Origin of the sequence: Ancylobacter terrae (genome assembly GCF_045108345.1) — a bacterium.
Classification (GTDB): domain Bacteria; phylum Pseudomonadota; class Alphaproteobacteria; order Rhizobiales; family Xanthobacteraceae; genus Ancylobacter.
The window spans coordinates 2,570,603-2,590,455 of sequence record NZ_JBJGXH010000001.1; the positions used below are offsets into that span (position 1 = coordinate 2,570,603).

The window sequence follows — 19,853 nt, forward strand, 5'->3', positions numbered from 1 at the left end:
CGTCGTCAGGGACAGCGGGAGGAACGGGAATGAACGAGGCGGCAGTGGCGAAGATCGAGCCGGCGGGATCGCGGCGGCTGACGGCGGCGGATTTTCCGCCCGAACTGCTCGAACTCTACGACTTCTATGCGCATGGCCGCATCACCAAGCGCGAATTCCTCGACCGCGCCGGCAAATTCGCGGTGGGCGGGATGACGGCGGCGGCGCTGCTCGCTACGCTGAGCCCCGACTACGCGCTGGCCCAGCAGGTGCCGGCGAGCGATCCCGACATCGTCGCGCAGTATATCACCTACCCCTCCCCGAACGGGCATGGCGAGGTGAAGGGTTATCTGGTGCGCCCGGCCAAGGTGGCGGGCAAACTGCCGGCGATCGTGGTGGTGCACGAGAATCGCGGGCTGAACCCCTATATCGAGGATGTCGCGCGGCGCCTCGCCAAGGCCGGCTTCATCGCGCTGGCCCCGGATGGGCTGACCTCGGTCGGCGGCTATCCCGGCAATGACGAGAAGGGCCGCGAGCTGCAGGCCAAGGTCGACCCGCAGAAGCTGATGAACGACTTCTTCGCGGCGGTGGAGTATCTGCGCGCCGACAGCGCCACCACCGGCAAGGTCGGCATCGTCGGCTTCTGCTATGGCGGGGGCGTGTCGAACGCGGCGGCGGTGGCCTATCCCGAGCTCGCGGCCGCCGTGCCCTTCTACGGGCGCCAGCCGAAGGCGGAGGACGTGGCGCGGATCAAGGCGCCGCTGCTGCTGCACTATGCCGAGACCGACCCCAACATCAATGCCGGCTGGCCGGCCTATGAGGCGGCGCTGAGAGAGCAGGGCAAGACCTACGAGGCCCATGTCTATCCCGGCACCAATCACGGCTTTCACAACGACACGACGCCGCGCTACGACGCGGCGGCGGCGACGCTCGCCTGGGAGCGCACCCTCGCCTGGTTCCGCAAATACCTCGCCTGAGCGACTGGTCTGCGAGGCCCCCCGGACCGCCGTCATCCCGGCCGGAGCCGCAGGCGCAGAGCCGGGATCCTCCGCCAGAATACCCACGCGATCCCGGATACGGCCTGCGGCCGTTCCGGGATGACGCCTGTGGAGGGCTTTAACGACACGACGCCGCGCTACGACGAGGCGGCGGCGACGCTCGCCTGGGAGCGCACCCTCGCCTGGTTCCGCAAATACCTCGCCTGAGCGACTGCCCTGCGAGCCCCCCCGGACCGCCTGCATCCCGGCCGGAGCCGCAGGCGCAAAGCCGGGATCCTCCGCCAGAATACCCACGCGATCCCGGATACGGCCTGCGGCCGTTCCGGGATGACGCCTGTGGAGGGCTTTAAAGTCAGGCCCCGGCGGGGCCGATGACCCGCGCCGGGGGCCGCCCGATCAGCCTCGCCCGATCAGCCTCGTCCGATCAGCCCTGGCGGTTCATCGCCTCGCGCTCGGCGGCGACCTTGTTCAGCCCTTCGCGCAGTTCCGGGTGCTTGGCCACGAAGGACTGGAAGTCGCGCCGGGTGAGCACGAGGAATTCGCAATAGTCGATGCAGGTGACGTCGGCGGTGCGGCGGGCGCCGCTCAGCAGCGCCATCTCGCCGAAGAAATCACCGGGCCCGAGCCGGATGTTGCGCCCGCCCACGGACACCTGCACCGCGCCGCTGGAGATGAAATAGGCGGCGTCCGGCCGGTCGCCCTTGCGGATCAGCCGGACGCCCGGCGCGCCGCTGCGCGGGTTGAACAGCAGCAGAAGATCCTCGCGGCCATGCGAATCGAGCGAGGCGAAGATCGGGAAGCGGTCGACCAGTTGCTGGATCTGCAGGCTGTGCTCGGCCTCGCGCTCGGCCTGCCGCTTGCTGGTCTCCTCCAGCCGCACCTCGAGCGCGGCGAGGCGATCGCGGCCATAGGCATTCGCGCCGCCCATCAGCTTCACCTTCGGCAGCACCTTGTCGACCACGGCGAAGACGAGCGGGTTGAGGGTGATGGACAGCAGCGCGCCGGCGAGGATGAGGTCGCGCGCCTCCGCCGTCAGCAGCCCGGTGGCGATGCCGAGACCGGCGAGGATGAAGGAGAATTCGCCGATCTGCGCCAGCGCGCCGGACACCGCCAGCGCCGTCGCCGCCGGATAGCCCAGCGCGAGCACGATGAGGAAGGCGGCGAGCGACTTGCCGATCACGATCACCGCCAGCACCGCCGCCACCGACAGCGGCTGGTGGATCAGGATCGAGGGATCGAACAGCATGCCCACGGAGACGAAGAACAGCACCGCGAAGGCATCCTGCAGCGGCAGCGATTCCGCCGCGGCGCGATGGCTGAAATGCGATTCGCTGAGCACCACGCCGGCGAAGAAGGCGCCGAGCGCGAAGGAAACGCCGAACACCGCGGCCGAGCCATAGGCGATGCCGAGCGCGACGGCGAGCACCGCCAGCGTGAACAGTTCGCGCGAGCCGGTGCGGGCCACCTGCTTCAGCAGCCACGGCACGGCGCGCGGGCCGAGCAGCATCGCCAGCGCCACGAAGGCGCCGACCTTGCCGAGCGTGATGGCGAGGGTGAGCGCCAGCCCGGCCCCGCCCTGCGCGACCGCTTCCTCGCCGTGGCCGCCGGGGGCATGGCCGCCAAGCAGCCCCGCCATCGCCGGCAGCAGCACCAGCGCCAGCACGGTGGCGAGATCCTCGACGATGAGCCAGCCGACCGAGATGCGCCCGACCGTCGAGCCGACGGCGTTGCGCTCGTCGAGCGCGCGCAGCAGCACCACCGTGCTCGCCACCGACAGGCTGAAGCCGAAGATGAGGCCGGACCCGAAGCTCCAGCCCCAAAATTCCGCCAGCACGAGGCCCATGATGCTGGCGACGGCGATCTGCGCGATCGCCCCGGGGATGGCGACGGAGCGCACCGCCATGAGGTCGGCCGCCGAGAAATGCAGGCCGACGCCGAACATCAGCAGGATGACGCCGACCTCGGCGAGCTGGCCGGCCATGCCGGCATCGGCGACGAAACCCGGCGTCGAGGTGCCGAGCACGATGCCCGCGACCAGATAGCCCACCAGCGGCGGCAGCCGCAGGCGTATGGCGAGGAAGCCGAAGCAGAACGCCACGACGAAGCCCATGGCGATGGTCGAGATGAGGGCGACGTCGTGGTTCATCGCGCCGCGCCCCGCCCGGCCGGGATCGGCCGCATCATGCAGACGGAACTCCGGGAACGCACCGGCCCGCCTCGCGCGGCACGGGACTGCGCCGTGTTCGGCATCATCACGACCTTCATTGTTGGGCGCTTTTCAATAGGGCCAACGCCTTGTGCTGAAAAGGGCAAATCGTCACGCGGCCGCACGGCCCCGCGCCGGCGGCATCCGAAAAAGACACCAGGCCCCCTTGCTCCTCCAGCGGCTGGAGGTTGCACAGTGTCGCAACGTCAGCCGGAGCATCGCCATGAATCGCCGCTCGCTTCTCGCCCTCGCCGCGCTCGCGCTGCCGCTGCTGCCGCAGCGCGCGGGCGCCCAGCGCATGGCGGACAAGATCCTCGCCGAGCCCGGCCCGCTGCCGGAGCGGGTGTTCGGCTCGCCCGACGCCCGGGTCACCGTGATCGAATATGCCTCGCTGACCTGCCACCACTGCCGCGACTTCCATGTGAAGACGTGGCCGGCGGTGAAGGCGCGCTATGTCGACACCGGCAAGGTGCGCTTCATCCTGCGCGAGTTCCCGCTGGACCGGGTGGCGATGGCCGGCTTCATGCTGTCCCGCTGCTCGGGCGACAAATGGTACGAGGTGATCGACACGCTCTACCGCAACGACGATGCGTGGGCGCACGCGCCCAACCCGCTGGAGGGGCTGCGCGGCGTCGTCCTGGGCACCGGCATGACGTCGCAGCAGTTCGAGGCCTGCCTCGCCGACCCGAAGCTGCAGGAGGACATCATCACCATCGCCCGCAACGGCTCGGTCGCGGGCGTTTCGGCGACGCCGAGCTTCTTCGTCAACGGGCAGAAGCATCAGGGCTTCATGACGATCGAGCAGTTCGCCGCCATCGTCGACCCGCTGCTCTGACCGGCGCTCACGCCGTGCGCGGCGGCAGGACATGGGTGGCGGCGACCCGTGCGGCGAGCGCGGCGGCGATGGCGAGGACGGCGAGCACGGGGAAGCTGCCGCGCACGGCGTCGAGCAGCCCCTGCGCGCCGACGCTCATCCAGTCGGCGCCGCTGCCGCCGGCGACATCGAGCCGCCAGGCCAGCATGGTCGCCCCGCTCGCCACGCCGAGGCTGGTGCCGAGCGCGCGCATCAGGTTGATCAGCGAGCCGGCGGGGCCGGAGAGTTCGGGCGGCAGCGCGCCGATCGCCGCGGTGTTGTTCGGCGCGATGAAGATGCCGAGCCCGGTGCCGATGAGCAGGAAGGCCACCGTGTCGAAGGCGCGGTGATGGGCGGGATCGCCCACCGCCAGGATCATCAGCCCGACGCCCAACAGGCAGCACGCCATGCCGGCGATGCCGACCCGCCCCGCCCCGAGCCGGCGGGCGACATCCTGGCTGAACGGGGCGACGAGGCCGATCGCGGCGGGGATGATGGCGAGCCGGAAGCCGGCTTCCGCCGGGCTCTCGCCGAAGCCGTGCTCCTGCGCGAAGGACATCAGGAAGAAGGTGCCGTAGAGCAGCGCATAGGCGAGCCCGACCCCGATGGCGCCGCAGCAGAAGCCGAGGCTGCCGAACAGGCGCGGCGAGATCAGCGGCGAGGCGGTCGAGGTCTCGCGGCGCACCAGCAGCCAGAACAGCACCGCCGCCGCTATGAGGCTGCCGAGCGTCAGCGGCGAGACGAGCCCCCACTGCGAGAGGTGGTTCAGCGTGCCGACGACGAGGATCAGCGCCGGGCCGATGAGGATGGCGCCGCGCCAGTCGAAGGCCATCGCCGTCCCGCCCGGGGCGGTGCGCGGCAGCGCCAGCCAGCCGAGGATGACGGCGACGGCGCCGAACGGCACGCTGACCCAGAAGATCCAGCGCCAGCCGAGCGTCGCGAGGATGAGCCCGCCCAGCGCCGGGCCCGCACTCATGCCCACCGCCTGCGCCGCCGCGAGGAAGCCGAGCGCCCGCCCGCGCGAGGCGAGCGGCACGGTGGCGAGCAGGATGGCGATGCTGTTGGCGCCGAGCAGCGCGCCGCCGATGCCCTGCAGCGCCCGGAAGGCGAGCAGTTGCCCGAAGCTGGTCGAGAGCGCGCACAGCGCGCTCGCCGCGATGAACAGGGCGTAGCCGAGGACATAGAGCGTCTTGCGCCCCATGATCTCGCACAGCCGGCCGAACACCGGCAGGAAGGACGCAAACGCCAGCAGATAGGCCAGCGCCACCCAGCTCACCTCCTGGAGGCGCGCGTCGAAGGCGCGGCTCAGCGTCGGCAGGGCGAGCTGCACGATGGTGGCGTCGAGCTGGCCGACAAAGGCGCCGATACTGACGAGGCCGACCACCAGCCAGTGATGCCAGGACTGGCGCTCGAGGAAGGCGGCGGGCGCCGGCTCGGCCAGCAGGCGGCTCAGAAGCGACGTCATCGAGTGCCTTCTTCAGGGAGTGACGGTAACCGGGCGGAGACTAGACCCATTCGCCGCGGCGCGCGCCCGGCTTTCGCAGCGGGGGTTCGGACGACGGCTCCGGGCGGGTGCGGCGCGGGGATGACGCCGATCCTAGGCGCCGTTGCCGCAGTCGAACAGCATCCGCAGCACCGCGTTGACGCCGTCGAGCGGGAAGCTCTCGGTGTGCGGTTTGCCCTCGATGGCATAGGCCACGCTGACCTTCTTCTGGTTCTTGAAGGCGTCATCGGCGCCGGGCGCCTCGGCGGAGAGGATGAAGCTCAGCCACTCCGAGCCGTCGGGATCGGCGAGAAGGGTCGCGTCGAGCGGGCCGGCATCGGCGCGGTCGTCATTGAACCACAGCACCACCGGCTGGCTGGGGCGCATGCCGCTGCCCTCGCCCATGAAGCCATAGGTGAACTCGGCTTTGGCCTTGCTGTAGCCGAAGTGGAAACCCTGCTCGCTGCCGGTGAGGCGGAACGCCGAGCAGCTCGCGATCTGGCGGCCGCCGGGATCACGGGCGAAGCGCACCACCTCCCACGCGCCGGACTTGGTGTAGGGGATGCGGAAGACGCCGTTGCCGACATCCTCGGCCCCGGGCGCGGCGGCGACCTTCGCCGCCGGGGGCGGCGAGGCCTGCATGGCGCCGGGCGGCGGTGACGGCTGCTGGGCGCCCGGAGGCGGCGGCGAGGGCTGGCGCGCGGCGAGCGGGGGCGGCGAGGGCTGCATAGCGCCGGCCGGCGGCGGAGACGGCTGCATGGCGGCCGGCGGAGACGGTTGCATCGCGCCCGGAGGCGGCGGCGAGGGCTGGCGCGCGGCGGCGGGTGTCGGCGAGGGCTGCATAGCGCCGGCCGGCGGCGGCGAGGGCTGGCGGGCGGCGGCGGGCGGAGGTGAGGTCTGCATCGCCACCGGCGGAGGCGACGCCTGCATCGCGCCGGGCGGCGGCGGTGAGGCGAGGCGCGCGGCGGCGGGCGGCGGGGGAGACGCCTGCATCGCCACCGGCGGCGAGGCGGCGGGCGCCGCGCCATAGGTGCCGCTGACGCAGTTGCTGATCGCCTGGAACACGTTCTCCATGTTCTGGCCGGCCAGCGACCAGTTGAAGTTGCGTCCGGCGAAATTCACCGCGATCGACTTCTTCGCCGCCATGATGGTGTCGACCATCCCGTAGTCCAGCCCGATCCAGGCGCGCTGGTCGTTGGCGCCGGCCGCCTGGAAGGTGAACACGTTGCGGCCGTCGAGGGTGATGGTCATCAGCCCGAGGCCGCTGCCCGGCACGCCGGGAATGCTCATCGAATGGGTGCGGTTGCGCGTGCCGAAGGCGAAGCGCAGCATGTTGTTGCCCGGCCCCATGCTGGCCGCGCAGCGATCGACCGAGCGGCCGCCATCCTCCGAGATCTTCAGAATGGCGAAATTGCCGACCTGGCCGGCATTCTGCTGCTTGTACTGCGCCTGCGCCGCGCCGGTGAGCGCCAGCAGGCCCGCAACGACACACACGAGACGCAGGCCGCGTTCGTGGAACCTCATCGTTCACTCCCGTTGTCCGGATTGATGCGCGGGACGGAAAGCGTGGCCGAACGACCGACGCGCCTGCGCAACGCCCTCTGGGGCGGCGGCATGCTATCTCCGGCATCGGCGAAGACCAGCGGATTTGCGGCTGTTTTAACGAAAATTTTGGAATTATTCGGCCGCGCCGGCATTCGCCCCGCCACGATCCTCAAACGCGAAACGGCCCGCGCGAGGCGGGCCGTCCGGGGTCGTCGGGTGATACGAGCCGGCTCAGGGCACCTTGCGCACGGCGCCCTTGGCGGCGCTGGTCGCCATCGCCGCATAGGCGCGCAGCGCGGTGGTGACGTTGCGCTTGCGCGGCTCGGCGGGATGCCAGCCGGCCGCCTCCTGCGCCTCGCGCCGCGCGGCGAGTTCCGCATCGTCGACGGCGAGGTGGATGCGCCGGTTGGGGATGTCGATCTCGATGGTGTCGCCCTCGCGCACGAGGCCGATGGTGCCGCCCTCGGCCGCTTCCGGCGAGACATGGCCGATGGAGAGCCCCGAGGAGCCGCCGGAGAAGCGCCCGTCGGTGACCAGCGCGCAGTCCTTGCCGAGGCCCTTCGACTTCAGGTAGCTGGTTGGGTAGAGCATTTCCTGCATCCCCGGGCCGCCGCGCGGGCCCTCGTAGCGGATCAGCACGATCTGGCCCGGCTTCACCGTGTTGCCGAGGATGCCGGACACCGCCGCGTCCTGGCTCTCGAACACGCGGGCGGTGCCGGTGAACTTCAGGATGCTCTCGTCGACGCCGGCCGTCTTCACGATGCAGCCGTCCTCGGCGAGGTTGCCGTAGAGCACGGCGAGGCCGCCATCCTTCGAATAGGCGTGCGCGGCGTCGCGGATGACGCCCTTGGCGCGGTCGAGGTCGACGTCGTCGTAGCGGCGCTGCTGGCTGAAGGCCTCCTGCGTCGGCACGCCGCCGGGCGCCGCCTTGAAGAAGTCGTGCACCGCCGCGCTCGTCGTGCGCTTCACGTCCCAGCGGTCGAGCGCCGCGCCGAGGGTGGCGGCGTGGACGGAGCCGACCGAGGTGTCGATCAGCCCGGCGCGGTCGAGTTCGCCGAGGATGCCCATGATGCCGCCGGCGTGGTGGACATCCTCCATGTGGATGTCGGCGACCGCCGGGGCGACCTTGCACAGCACCGGCACGCGGCGGGAGAGCCGGTCGATGTCGGCCATGGTGAAGTCGACCTCGCCCTCATGGGCGGCGGCCAGCAGATGCAGCACCGTGTTGGTGGAGCCGCCCATGGCGATGTCGAGCGTCATCGCGTTCTCGAACGCCTTGAAGGTCGCGATGTTGCGCGGCAGCACGCCGGCGTCGTCCTGCTCGTAATAGCGGCGGGCGAGGTCGACGATCATGTGGCCGGCCTCGATGAACAGGCGCTTGCGGTCGGCATGGGTCGCCAGCGTCGAGCCGTTGCCGGGCAGCGACAGGCCGAGCGCCTCGGTGAGGCAGTTCATCGAATTGGCGGTGAACATACCCGAGCAGGAGCCGCAGGTCGGGCAGGCCGAGCGCTCGATCGCCTTCACGTCCTCGTCGGAGACGCGGTCGTCGGCGGCGGCGATCATGGCGTCGACGAGGTCGAGCGCCTTCTCCTTGCCGCCGAGCATGACCTTGCCGGCCTCCATCGGCCCGCCCGAGACGAAGACGGTGGGGATGTTGAGGCGCAGCGACGCCATCAGCATGCCGGGGGTGATCTTGTCGCAATTGGAGATGCAGACCATGGCGTCGGCGCAGTGCGCGTTGACCATGTATTCGACGCTGTCGGCGATCAGCTCGCGGCTCGGCAGCGAATAGAGCATGCCGTCATGGCCCATGGCGATGCCGTCATCGACCGCGATGGTGTTGAATTCCTTGGCGACGCCGCCGGCCCGCTCGATCTCGCGCGCCACCATCTGGCCGAGGTCTTTCAGGTGGACATGGCCGGGCACGAACTGGGTGAAGGAATTGACGACGGCGATGATCGGCTTGCCGAAATCGCTGTCCTTCATGCCGGTGGCGCGCCACAGGCCGCGGGCGCCGGCCATGTTGCGGCCATGGGTGGTGGTGCGGGAGCGATAAGCGGGCATGGGAAAGGCCTCCGGGGTCGGGGCGTTCTTGGCGCAGCAACGCCGCGCGCGCAACATTTTTGCGTGGTGCGGTGCGGCAAGAGGGCTCGGCGTGGCGCCCGCCGGCCTGCCTCGGCGCCGGGGATCGTGGCGGGAAGGCCGCGGCGCGGAAAAACCGCATCAGGCGGGAGGCCCCGGCGGCCGGCGGGGCGGAGCCCGCCGCGACGTGTCCGGCGCGACGGGCGCGGCGGCGTCGCTGGCAAGAATATTGGCATACATAATAATGATCGCCCAAAGTTCCGGCGAACTGACCGGCCCTCCGGCGGAAAGTGCCATGTAAAAAGGCAAGTCTCCGCGGGACGCCCCCGGCCTGTCGGCGGCATCGCCACGGCTTCGCCGCCTACCACCGCCAGTTTCCCCCGCCATATATAATTAAAAACGAATAAGCCAGAACAATTATAAATTTGCGCCACAGGAAAGCCGGGCAATAATGCGTCTCAAGGCACACGCACGATGTGCAGACCCATAATGAGGGGATAGTGACTATCGCTTGAAAAATCGACGATCTGCAGTTCCTCGCCGCACATCGTCTGGTTGTTTGAAGTATAGCGCAATAAATCTCCCGTGCCACGTCGTGCGACCGCTGCCTTCCTGATGCCGCCCGGGCGCTCACGCCGCCCGGTTGGCGGGCGGAACGGCAGCAGGACCTTCCAGGAGCCAATGAGCGGGAGACGAAATTGGGCAAGTCAGATTCAGTCCGGAAAAAGATGGCACGCCGGCCGGGGCGCGGGCTCACCAAGCTGGCCCTCCCCGTCCTCCTACCCCTCGCCGTCTCGGCCCTCGCCTCCGGCGCCGCCCGGGCGGAGAACTGCGACTTCTACAAGGGCAAGACCGTCGAGATGATCGTGCCGTTCTCGGCCGGCGGCGGCTTCGACACCTATGGGCGCCTCGTCGCCAAGTACATGGGCCCCGAACTCGGCGCCGCGAACATGATCGTTCGCAACCAGCCGGGCGCGGGCGGCCTGCTCGCCACCAACCAGACCGCCAAGTCGAAGCCCGACGGGCTCAAGATCCAGCTGATGTCGGTCAGCGGCATGATCACCGGCGAGCTCGGCGGCGCCGACGGCGTCAACTTCAAGAGCGGCGACTTCTCCTGGATCGGCCGCATCTCCGGCGAGCCGGACGTGATCGCCACCTCCCCCGCGAGCCCGATCAACACCATCGCCGACGTGAAGAAGATCGCCGGCGAGCGCAAGATCCGCATCGGCTCCTCGGGCATCGGCGACATCGACTATATCGAGGCCGGCCTGCTGGCGAAGATGCTGGGCGTCGAGACCGACGTGGTCACCGGCTTCAGCGGCGCGCCGGAGGTCTATGCCTCGCTCGGCCGCAACGAGGTCGACTTCTTCTCCTCCTCGCTCAGCGCCGGCGAGGCTGCCGAAAAGGCCGCGACCGCCCGCATCCTCTGGACGTTCGACACCGAGCCGGTGCCCGGCAAGCCGCAGATCAAGCCGCTGTCGGAGATCGTGGACGCGAAGTTCATTCCGCTGATCAAGGCGCAGGCCGCCGTCGTCGCGGCGGGCCGGGCCGTGGCGGGGCCGCCCAACCTGCCGGCCGACCGGCTGAAGTGCCTGCGGGACGCCTTCGACCGCGCCCTGGCGAGCCCGGCCCTGCTCGAGGAATCCAAGAAGATCAACCGCCCGGTCGCCCCGCTGAACGGCCAGCAGATCACCGACCTGGTGCGCGGCGTGACCAACGACGCGCCCAAGGAGTACCTGGAGATCCTGCACAAGTCGTACGGGAAATAGGGCCCCGATCCGGAACGCGTCATCATGGCCGGCGGGGCGATCTGCGCCGCCGGCCAACGCCACGACCACGCGGAGCGCAGCCATGAGCCGTACCCTCTCCCGACACACGGCACCGCCCGGCCGGCGCCTCGCGCTGGCACTGTCGCTCCTCGCGCCGCTGACGCTGGCGGCCCCGGCCCGGGCGGCGGCCGAATGCGACTTCTTCCACGGCAAGACGGTGGAACTGGTCATTCCCTTCGCGCCCGGCGGCGGCTTCGACGTCTATGGGCGCATGGTCGCCAAGTTCATGGGGCCGGAACTCGGCGCGGCGACCATGATCGTCCGCAACCAGCCCGGTGCCGGCGGGCTGCTCGCCACCAACCACACCTGGACCGCCAAGCCGGACGGCCTGCGCATCCAGATGATCGCGGTCAGCGGCATGGTCGCGGCCGAGTATGGCGGCGCCGCCGGCGTCGCGTTCAAGACCAACGACTTCTCCTGGATCGGCCGCATCACCGGCGAGCCCGACGTGATCGCCACCGGGCCGGACAGCACGATCGGCAGCCTCGCCGACATCAAGGCGATCGGCGCGCAGCGCAAGGTGCGCATCGGCTCGACCGGGCTCGGCTCGCCGCAATATATCAGCTCCCGCCTGCTGCAGCGCTTCGTCGAGGCCGATGCCGACGTGGTCACCGGCTTCAGCGGCGCGCCGGAGGTCTACGCCTCGCTGGGGCGTGGCGAACTCGACCTGTTCGCCTCCTCGCTCAGCGCCGCCGATGCCGCGACCCGGGCCGGCACCGCCCGCACGCTGTGGGTCTTCGGCACCGAACCTCTCGCCGGCGCCCGCCCGCTGGCGCCGCTGTCCGACATCGTCGACGCCCGTTTCCGGCCGCTGATCGAGGTGCATGCCTCGGTCATCGGCGCCGGCCGCGCGCTGGCGGCGCCTCCCGGCGTGCCGGCGGAACGGCTGCAATGCCTGCGCGATGCCTTCGATCGCACCACCGCCGGCGCCGGCTTCCTGGCCGAAGCGCGCCAGCTGAACCGGCCGGTGGAACCCCTGTCGGGCCAGAAGGTCGCCGATCTCGTGCGGAACGCCACCGACGGCGCCCCGAAGGACTATCTCGACCTGCTGCGCGAGTCCTTCGCGCAGTAGCGCAGGCCTCTCCCCGGCAACGCCCCTCCCGACCGCCCCCCGATGGCGGCCGGATCAGCCCTTTCAGCGACGAATAGGACGCCCCTCATGCTCGAAGCCGCGCTGTCCGGCCTGATCCAGGTGCTCAGCCCGAATTCGATGATGCTGATGATGATCGGCATCTTCATCGGCTTCGTCGTCGGCGTGCTGCCGGGCATCGGCGGCCCGGTCGCGCTGGCGCTGATGCTTCCCTTCACCTTCGGCATGCAGCCGATCGAGGTGTTCTCCTTCCTGCTCGGCATGCGCGTGGTGACCTCGACCACGGGCGACATCACCGCCGTGCTGTTCGGCATACCGGGCGAGGCGACGTCGGCGGCCACGGTGCTCGACGGCCATCCGATGGCCCGCAAGGGCCAGGCCGGCCGGGCGCTGGGGGCGGTGCTGATGAGCTCGCTGGTCGGCGCTGTCATCGGCGCGGCCGTGCTCGCCGTCTCGATCCCGATCATCCGGCCGATCGTGCTGGCCTTCGGCCCGCCGGAATTCTTCATGCTCACGGTCGTCGGCCTCATCTTCATCGCCTCGCTGTCGCGCGGGCAGATGCTGAAGGGGATGATCATGGGCTGCTTCGGCCTGCTCATCGCCCTGGTCGGCATCGACCCGCAGGCGGGCGTGCCGCGCTATGTGTTCGGCCAGCTCGAGCTGTGGGAAGGCATCGGCATCGTGCCGATCGTGATCGGCCTGTTCGGCGGCCCCGAGATCCTGCAGCTCATGCTGAGCAAGGACAGCATCGCCGGCAACGCCGCGAGCCGGAAGATCGTCGGCGTCTGGGAGGGCGTGCTCGACACGTTCCGCCACTGGAAGACGGTGGCGGTGGCCGGCATCATCGGCTCGGGCATCGGCGTGGTGCCGGGGGTGGGCGGCTCGGTCGCCCAGTTCATCGCCTATGGCCACGCCAAGCAGACCTCCAAGCATCCCGAGGAATTCGGCAAGGGCAGCATCGAGGGCCTGCTCGCCGCCGGCGGCAACAACAACGCCAAGGACGGCGGCTCGCTGATCCCGATGATCGCCATCGGCCTGCCGGGCGGCGTCGGCACGGCGATCCTGCTCAACGCCTTCCTCATCTCGGGCCTCAATCCCGGGCCGGAGATGCTCACCACCCATCTCGACGTCACCTTCGCGATGGTGTGGATCATGATCATCGCCAACGTGCTGGTGGTGCTGATCTCGCTGCCGCTGCTGAAGCCGCTGGCGCGGCTCACCTTCACCGAGGGCCCGATCCTGGTGCCGGGGCTGCTGATCCTGCTGGTGCTCGGCGCCTATGCCGAGAACAACAGCCTGGTCGACGTCTGGGTGATGCTGGTCGCGGCCGCCGTCGGCGTCGCCTGCCTCCGATGGAACTGGCCGCGCGCGCCGCTGCTGCTCGGCGTGGTGCTCGGCGATCTGTGCGAGCGCTACCTGTTCCTGTCCAACGCCCTCTACGGCTGGAGCTGGATCCAGCGGCCGCTGGTGATCCTGCTGTTCGCCGCGGTGGCGGCCATCGTCTTCAAGATTTTCTGGGACGTCCGCAAACAGGCCCGGCTGCGCCGGAGCGGCGATCTCAAGGAGGTGCGCTCATGACGACAGCTCGGGGATCGGCGGCACGCAGCGTGCCCTATGGCGACTGGGTCATCACCCTCGCCTTCCTGGCGATGATGGGCGGCGCCTATGGGCTCAGCCTGAACTGGCCGCCGCACACCGCCTTCTTTCCGCAGCTTCTGGCCATCACCGGCATGGTCATGTGCCTCGTGCAGCTCGGATTGCTGGTCTGGCAGGCACGCACGCGCCCGCCCGCGCCCGAGAAGGAGCGCTACGCCGCCAATGGCGAGGTGGCGCTGGTCGAGGGCGACGAGGAACAGGGGAACGAGGACGAGTTCCACAAGGTGTTCACCCATGCCGACGGCCGCTCCTGGGCGGCGTGCCTTGGCTGGGTCGGCCTGTTCTTCGCCGCCATGCACCTGATCGGCATCCTCGCCACGCTGCCGGTGTTCACCGTGCTCTACCTGCGCGTCGTCGCCAAGGCATCGTGGCGCACCTGCCTGCTCTACGTGCTCGGCACGGCGGGCGTGATGTACCTGCTGTTCGTCATGTTCCTGCACCTGCCGCTGCCGCAGGGCATCCTGTTCGGCGAGTAATTCCCGGCGCGGCCTCCCGCCGCTCCGGCACCTTTCCGTGCCTCCCACCCCCAGCCGCCGCACTCCCGGAGGAAACGGCGGCCGCATTGCTCTGATCCCTACTGCCGACCCGACCAGTTGCCGCTCGATTTACTCGACAGTCGTTGTCTCCGCCTTTCGTTTTGTCATTCGTACACCAGCACAATCTGACGCGCGCACGGGTTCTATTCTGAACGCGGGCGCCGCCGCCGACCATTTTCGTCAATCGGAGAACGACATGACCGACCAACCCCGCATCGGCTTCATCGGCGCCGGCCGCATGGGCCGTCCGATGAGCGGCCATATCCTCAAGGCCGGCTTCCAACTCACCGTCTACGACCCCGTTCCCGCCGCCGTCGAGGCGGTGGTGGCGCTCGGCGGCCGGCCGGCCGCTTCCGCCGCCGAGGTCGCCCGGAACGCCGACATCATCTTCGTGATGCCGGGCTTCTACGACGAGGTCGAGGCGGCGATCTGCGGCACCGCCGGCATTCTCGACGAGGCGGCCGAGGGCGCCATCGTCGTGGTGGCGAGCACCATCACGCCGCTGCAGGCCAAGCAGCTCGCGGCCCGCTGCGCGGAGCACGGCGTGCGCTTCGTCGACGCCCCGGTCTGCCAGGGCGAGCGCGGCGCGCTGGAGGCCTATCTGGTGTGGCTGGTCGGCGGCGATGCGGCCGATGTGGAAGCGGTGCGCCCGGCGATGGAGCCCTGCGGCCGGGAGGTGTTCCATCTCGGCGCGGTGGGCGCCGGCATGGTCGGCAAGGCGATGAACAACATGCTGCTCTGGGCGGCACTGGTGGCCGACCACGAGGCGCTCGCCATCGCCGAAAGCCACGGCGTGCCGAAGGAGAAGCTCATTCCGGCGCTGCTGCGCTCGAGCGGCACCAACTGGCCGCTGGAGCACTGGAAGGACATGAACCGCATCCCCTGGGCGCACAAGGACATGCAGATCGTGCTCGAAATGGGCGACCAGGCGCGCCTCACCCTGCCGATCGCCGGCCTGCTGCGCGAGCAGGTCAAGCCGATCATGCGCGCCGCCGGCATCTCGGAGGACCTCATCCGATGAGCGGGACACCGTCAGACGCCGGCGGGCGCTATGGCTCCGACCTGATGGTCGAGGTGCTGCGCTCCTTCGGCATTCCCTATATCAGCCTCAACCCCGGCGCCTCCTTCCGTGGCCTGCACGATTCGCTGGTGAACTGGCAGGAGGGCGGACCGGAACTGATCTGCTGCCAGCACGAGAAGACGGCGATCGGCGTCGCCCATGGCTACGCCAAGGTCACCGGGCGGCCGATGGCGGTGGCGCTGCACGACCTCGTGGGCCTGCTGCAGGCGACCATGGGCATCTACTACGCCTTCCACGACCGGGTGCCGATGCTGGTGCTCGGCGGCTCCGGCCCCGCCGACACGGCGCGGCGCCGGCCCGGCATCGACTGGTTCCACAGCGCCAACGTGCAGGGCAACGCCGTGCGCGACTATGTGAAGTGGGACGACGAGCCGCGCTCGGTGGCGGCGACGCCGGAATCGCTGATCCGCGGCTGGAACGTGGCGCAGGCCGGGCCCGCGGGGCCGGTCTACATCTCGCTCGACGCCGATCTCCAGGAGCAGCCGCTGCTGGAGCCGATCGAGGCACCGGACCCGGCGCGGTTCGCCCCCGCCGTGCCGCAGGGCGCCGACCCGGCGGCGCTGGGAAAGCTCGCCGAGGCGCTGATGGCGGCCGAGCGCCCGGTCATCGTCGCGGGCTTCGCGGGCCGCGACCCGCGTGCCTTCGACCTGATCCCCGAACTCGCGGAACTGGTGGCGGCCGGCGTCATCGATACCGGCGCGCGCCTCAACCTGCCGAACCGGCATCCGCTGAACCTCACCGGCACGGATGTGGTGAAGGACGCCGACCTCGTGCTGTTCCTCGACTGCAAGGACGGCGAGGCCTCGGTCACCTCGGTCGACGCGGCGACGCGCATCGTCACCTCGCACATAGCGGAGGGCGCGCGGTCGATGTCGCTCGGCTTCAGCTATGCCGGCATCCGCGGCTGGTCGCATGATTTCGGGCGCCTGCTGCCGCTGGAGCTCGACATCGCGGCCGACACGGTCTCGGCGCTGCCGGCGCTGGTGGCGCTGTGCCGCGACTTGAAGGCGGCCTCGACCGCCGATGCGGAATCCCGCCGCGCGGCGCGGCGCGAAGGCCTCGCCGCGAAGCACGACGCGCGCTGGGCGGCGTGGCAGGCGCAGGCCGACAAGGTCGCCGACGAGACCCCGCTCTCCACCGCCCGGCTCGCCCGCGAGGTGTGGGAGGCGGTGAAGGAGCACGACTGGGTGCTCACCGCCGGCACCTCGCGCGGCTGGGCCCGCAAGCTGTGGGACTTCGACCGGCACTATCGCCACCCCGGCGACAGCCTCGGCACCGCGACCCAGATCGGCCTCTCGCTCGGCGTAGCGCTGGCGCACAAGGGAAGCGGCCGGCTCGTGGTGGACCTCCAGCCCGACGGCGACCTGATGTTCGACCTCGGCACGCTGTGGGTCGCGGCCTATTACAAGATCCCGATGCTGGTGGTGATGGTGAACAACCGCGCCTACTACAATGACTGGGCGCATCAGGAGCACATGGCCCACCAGCGCGGCCGGCCGGTGGAGAACGCCTATATCGGCATGGAGATCGACGGCCCCGCCCCCGATTTCGCCACCATCGCCCGGGCGCAGGGCTGGTGGGCGGAGGGTCCGATCGACGATCCCGCGCAGGTGCAGGCGGCGGTGCGCCGCGCGGCGCGGATCGTGCTCGAAACCGGCCAGCCGGCGCTGGTGGACGTCATCACCCAGCACGAATAGGCCATCGCGGCGGGAGCGTCCTTGGCGCTCCCGCCGTGCCGACGTCGGGCTGGCGGCTTTGCGGCGACCGCCGATGTGCCGGAAAGCCCCCAGCTCTTTGTTCCAACGCATTTTCCGCGCGCGAACCGATACCCACGTCGCCCGAAAATGCTCTAGTTTGCCGTGGGAGATCGGCCGAAGGCTGAACAGGGGAAACAGCTCGAGACATGGGCGCGGCCATCAAGCTCCGGCATTTGCGGTGTTTCGTCGCCGTCGCCGAGACGGGATCCTTCACGCTGGCGGCCAACCGCCTGTTCCAGACGCAGTCGTCCCTCACCGCCACCATCAAGCAATTGGAGGAGGCGGCCGGCCTGAAGCTGTTCGACCGCACGACGCGGCGGGTGGAACTGACCAAGGACGCGGTGTGGTTCAAGGTGGTCGCCGAGCGCGTGCTGCGCGACTTCGACAACGCCATCTCCGATTTGCAGGCCATCTCCAAGAGCCAGCGCGGCCATATCAAGATCGCCGTGGCGCCCTCGATGATGGCGCATATCCTGGCGCCGACGCTCAAGGCGTTCCGGCGGCTCTACCCGGATATCACCATATCCGTCTACGATCAGGGCTCCGACAAGATCGAGCGCTCGGTCCTCGACGGCGAGATGGATTTCGGCCTGTCGAGCCGCCTCAACAACTTCTCCGACCTCGATTACGTGCCGGTGCTGTCGGACCCGTTCGGCGTGGTCTTCCCCTCCGATCACCCGCTGGCGACGCGCAAGGGCAAGGTGACCTGGGAAGACCTCAAGGCGTTCGACTATGTCGGCCTCACCGAGGATACCGGCATCGGCGCCATCATCGCGCGGCATCGCGAGCTCGGCCTCAACGAGCGCTCCGAGAGCCACGACCATGCCTCCAGCACGACCTCGCTCTACGCGCTGCTGCATCTGGGCGGCAAGATCTCGGTGCTGCCCTCGCTCGCGGCCCGCACCAGCCCGCTGACCGAGTTCGAGTTCCGCGAGCTGTCGGACCCGGTGGTGACGCGCGAGATCTGCCTGATCACCCGCCATCTGCGCTCGCATTCGCCGAGCACGCAGCGGATCATCGAGATCCTGCTGGCAACCATCAAGTCCGCCGACGACATGCACGGCGCCAAGGCACTGTAAGGCCAGCCGCTGTAAGGCCCGCCGCTGCGAGGCGTCCGCGCGGCCTCAGCCGCGCGACCAGAGCCGGCGCAGGCTCTGCCAGAGCGCGCCGAAGATGAGCGAGAAGCCGCTGATGGGCTTCCCCGCCGCCGGCGCCGGCGCCGGTCCGGCGGATGAGCCCGCGGGGGCGGCGACGAGCGCGCGCAGATTGTCGGCGAACTGGTTGCAGAGGTGCGTCGCCACGCCCTGGATGACGCCGGAGCCCCGCCCGTACTGCGCCACCGGGCCGGACAGCGCGACCTCGGTGGTGATGTCGGCGCGGGTGCCGGTACCGCTGGGGCTCAGCTGGATGGTGACGAGGCCGCTGGCGCCGCCGCGCCCCTTCTGGTCGCTGCCCTGCCCTTTCATCTGCGCCCGCCGCGCCGCCGCGTCGCGCTCGATGAAATGCGCGACGCCCTTGAAGGACAACGCCACCGGGCCGAGCTTGACCGCCACCTGCCCCTCATAGCCGCCATCGGCGGTCTGCCCGATCAGCTGGGCGCCCGGCATGCAGGGCGCGATGCGCGGGATGTCGGTGAGCACCTCCCAGGCCCGGTCCGGCGGCAGCGGGATTTCGAAGCTGTTCTTGATCTCCACGATCCATCCTCTCTCGTCGCGACGGAACGCGCGCGCGGCGCGCGGCGGCCGATGTCAGGTGCGGAACTTGCCGCGCTTGCGGCCCTGCGAGACCGGCAGGAACAGCTCGTCGAGCGGGATGCGCCGGTCGATCAGCCCCTGCTCGTGCGAATAGCCCACCAGCGTCTCGAAATTCCGGCTGTTGGCCTCGCTCAGCCCGTATTCCCAGGGGTCGGGGCCGAGCAGGCGCTCCTGCTCCTCCCATGCCTCCTGATACCAGGCGAGCGGGACGAGGCGCGGATTGCGCATGCGCTTCATGGCGATGTTCTTGGCCTCGTCGAAGGCCTGGTAGAGGTTCGGCACCACCCAGGGATGGGTCTCGACCAGTTCCTGCTTCAGCCCCAGCACATGCATGATCGGGAAGATGCCCGTGCGCTCGAAATAGGCCTCCTCCTCCGCCTTGCAGTCGGGGAAGAGGCGGCCGACGCGCGGGTCCTTGCGCAGGATGGGGTCGATGATGTCCGGGTGCAGCACGGCGTCGAGCTCGCCTTCGGCCAGCATCGTCTCGACCGACTTGTCGTCGGGCAGCCGGGTCAGCTTCAGGCCCGGCGGCGGGGTGAAGCTGATGTCCTCGTCGAGTTCGGCATACCAGTCGATGGACTGGTGCGGCACGCCGTATTCGTGCTCCAGGATGCCGCGCAGCCAGAGCGTGGCGGTGACGAGGTAGAACTTCACGCCCACCTTCTTGCCGATGAGGTCGGTCGGCTTGGTGATGCCCTTGCCGGTGTTGATGAAGATGAAGCCGTGGCGGAAGCGGCGATGGGGGAACACGGGCAGCGCGCGGAACGGCATGCCGCGCCCGCGCGCGGCGATGTAGGACGAGGCCGAGCATTCGGCGATGTCGTATTCGTTGTTGCGCAGGAAGCGCCAGTGCCGCGTCGCCGAATCGGCGCCGGTGAGGATGTTCAGCTCGATGCCGTCGGGGCGGACCACGCCCTCCTTCAACGGCCGGATGATCTCGTAATCGCCGCAGGCGAGGGTCAGCTGGAGTTTGCTGGGCATAGAGGGGGCCTCGATTGGTTCCG

15 protein-coding genes are annotated in these 19,853 nt (G+C 69.7%); 9 read left to right on the forward strand and 6 right to left on the reverse strand.

Features of this window, described 5'->3' with window-relative positions; translation table 11 throughout:
- Positions 1-29 precede the first annotated feature (29 nt).
- Positions 30-956: a YghX family hydrolase gene (yghX, locus tag ACEUEL_RS12465; RefSeq protein WP_405705502.1), complete on the forward strand. Its 927-nt coding sequence runs from the start codon at positions 30-32 to the stop codon at positions 954-956.
- 445 nt (positions 957-1,401) lie between these two features.
- Here the strand turns inward: yghX and ACEUEL_RS12470 are convergent, their stop codons facing one another.
- Positions 1,402-3,123, reverse strand: coding sequence for a cation:proton antiporter domain-containing protein (locus tag ACEUEL_RS12470; RefSeq protein WP_405705505.1), 1,722 nt, complete (start codon positions 3,121-3,123; stop codon positions 1,402-1,404).
- A gap of 283 nt (positions 3,124-3,406) precedes the next feature.
- Here ACEUEL_RS12470 and ACEUEL_RS12475 point away from each other — a divergent pair, with 283 nt between their 5' ends.
- Positions 3,407-4,018: a DsbA family protein gene (locus tag ACEUEL_RS12475; RefSeq protein ID WP_405705508.1), complete on the forward strand. Its 612-nt coding sequence runs from the start codon at positions 3,407-3,409 to the stop codon at positions 4,016-4,018.
- A 7-nt stretch (positions 4,019-4,025) separates the two neighbouring features.
- Here ACEUEL_RS12475 and ACEUEL_RS12480 read toward each other — a convergent pair whose 3' ends face one another.
- The 3 genes from ACEUEL_RS12480 to ilvD form a co-directional block, all read right to left on the reverse strand.
- On the reverse strand, positions 4,026-5,501 hold the full coding sequence (locus ACEUEL_RS12480; protein WP_405705510.1) for an MFS transporter: 1,476 nt from the start codon (positions 5,499-5,501) through the stop codon (positions 4,026-4,028).
- Between the two features lie 132 nt (positions 5,502-5,633).
- Positions 5,634-7,043, reverse strand: a complete 1,410-nt coding sequence (locus tag ACEUEL_RS12485) for a hypothetical protein (protein WP_405705513.1) — start codon at positions 7,041-7,043, stop codon at positions 5,634-5,636.
- Positions 7,044-7,295: 252 nt separating this feature from the next.
- On the reverse strand, positions 7,296-9,128 hold the full coding sequence (gene ilvD / locus ACEUEL_RS12490) for a dihydroxy-acid dehydratase (protein WP_405705515.1): 1,833 nt from the start codon (positions 9,126-9,128) through the stop codon (positions 7,296-7,298).
- Between the two features lie 746 nt (positions 9,129-9,874).
- On the opposite strand from ilvD, the gene ACEUEL_RS12495 reads away from it, so the two are divergent.
- From ACEUEL_RS12495 to ACEUEL_RS12525, 7 genes are all read left to right on the forward strand, one after another.
- On the forward strand, positions 9,875-10,915 hold the full coding sequence (locus tag ACEUEL_RS12495) for a Bug family tripartite tricarboxylate transporter substrate binding protein (protein ID WP_405705518.1): 1,041 nt from the start codon (positions 9,875-9,877) through the stop codon (positions 10,913-10,915).
- A gap of 82 nt (positions 10,916-10,997) precedes the next feature.
- Entirely contained in the window at positions 10,998-12,047 is a 1,050-nt protein-coding gene (locus ACEUEL_RS12500; protein WP_405705521.1) for a Bug family tripartite tricarboxylate transporter substrate binding protein, read from the forward strand.
- 87 nt (positions 12,048-12,134) lie between these two features.
- The gene (locus ACEUEL_RS12505; protein ID WP_405705523.1) at positions 12,135-13,643 is read left to right on the forward strand and encodes a tripartite tricarboxylate transporter permease; all 1,509 of its coding nucleotides are present in this window, start codon (positions 12,135-12,137) and stop codon (positions 13,641-13,643) included.
- A complete protein-coding gene (locus ACEUEL_RS12510) occupies positions 13,640-14,197 on the forward strand; it encodes a tripartite tricarboxylate transporter TctB family protein (protein WP_405705526.1) in 558 nt (185 codons plus the stop codon). Before ACEUEL_RS12505 ends, ACEUEL_RS12510 begins: the two co-directional genes overlap by 4 nt.
- A gap of 256 nt (positions 14,198-14,453) precedes the next feature.
- Positions 14,454-15,278, forward strand: coding sequence for an NAD(P)-dependent oxidoreductase (locus ACEUEL_RS12515; protein ID WP_405705529.1), 825 nt, complete (start codon positions 14,454-14,456; stop codon positions 15,276-15,278).
- Positions 15,275-17,035: a thiamine pyrophosphate-binding protein gene (locus ACEUEL_RS12520; protein WP_405705532.1), complete on the forward strand. Its 1,761-nt coding sequence runs from the start codon at positions 15,275-15,277 to the stop codon at positions 17,033-17,035. Before ACEUEL_RS12515 ends, ACEUEL_RS12520 begins: the two co-directional genes overlap by 4 nt.
- 206 nt (positions 17,036-17,241) lie before the next feature.
- The gene (locus ACEUEL_RS12525; protein WP_405705535.1) at positions 17,242-18,174 is read left to right on the forward strand and encodes a LysR family transcriptional regulator; all 933 of its coding nucleotides are present in this window, start codon (positions 17,242-17,244) and stop codon (positions 18,172-18,174) included.
- A gap of 45 nt (positions 18,175-18,219) precedes the next feature.
- On the opposite strand, the gene ACEUEL_RS12530 is transcribed toward ACEUEL_RS12525, so the two are convergent.
- Positions 18,220-18,789 carry an SRPBCC family protein gene (locus ACEUEL_RS12530; protein ID WP_405705538.1) on the reverse strand — a complete coding sequence of 190 codons (570 nt, stop codon included), beginning with the start codon at positions 18,787-18,789 and terminating at the stop codon, positions 18,220-18,222.
- Positions 18,790-18,843: 54 nt separating this feature from the next.
- Entirely contained in the window at positions 18,844-19,830 is a 987-nt protein-coding gene (locus ACEUEL_RS12535) for an ABC transporter substrate-binding protein (protein WP_405705541.1), read from the reverse strand.
- Positions 19,831-19,853 lie beyond the last annotated feature (23 nt).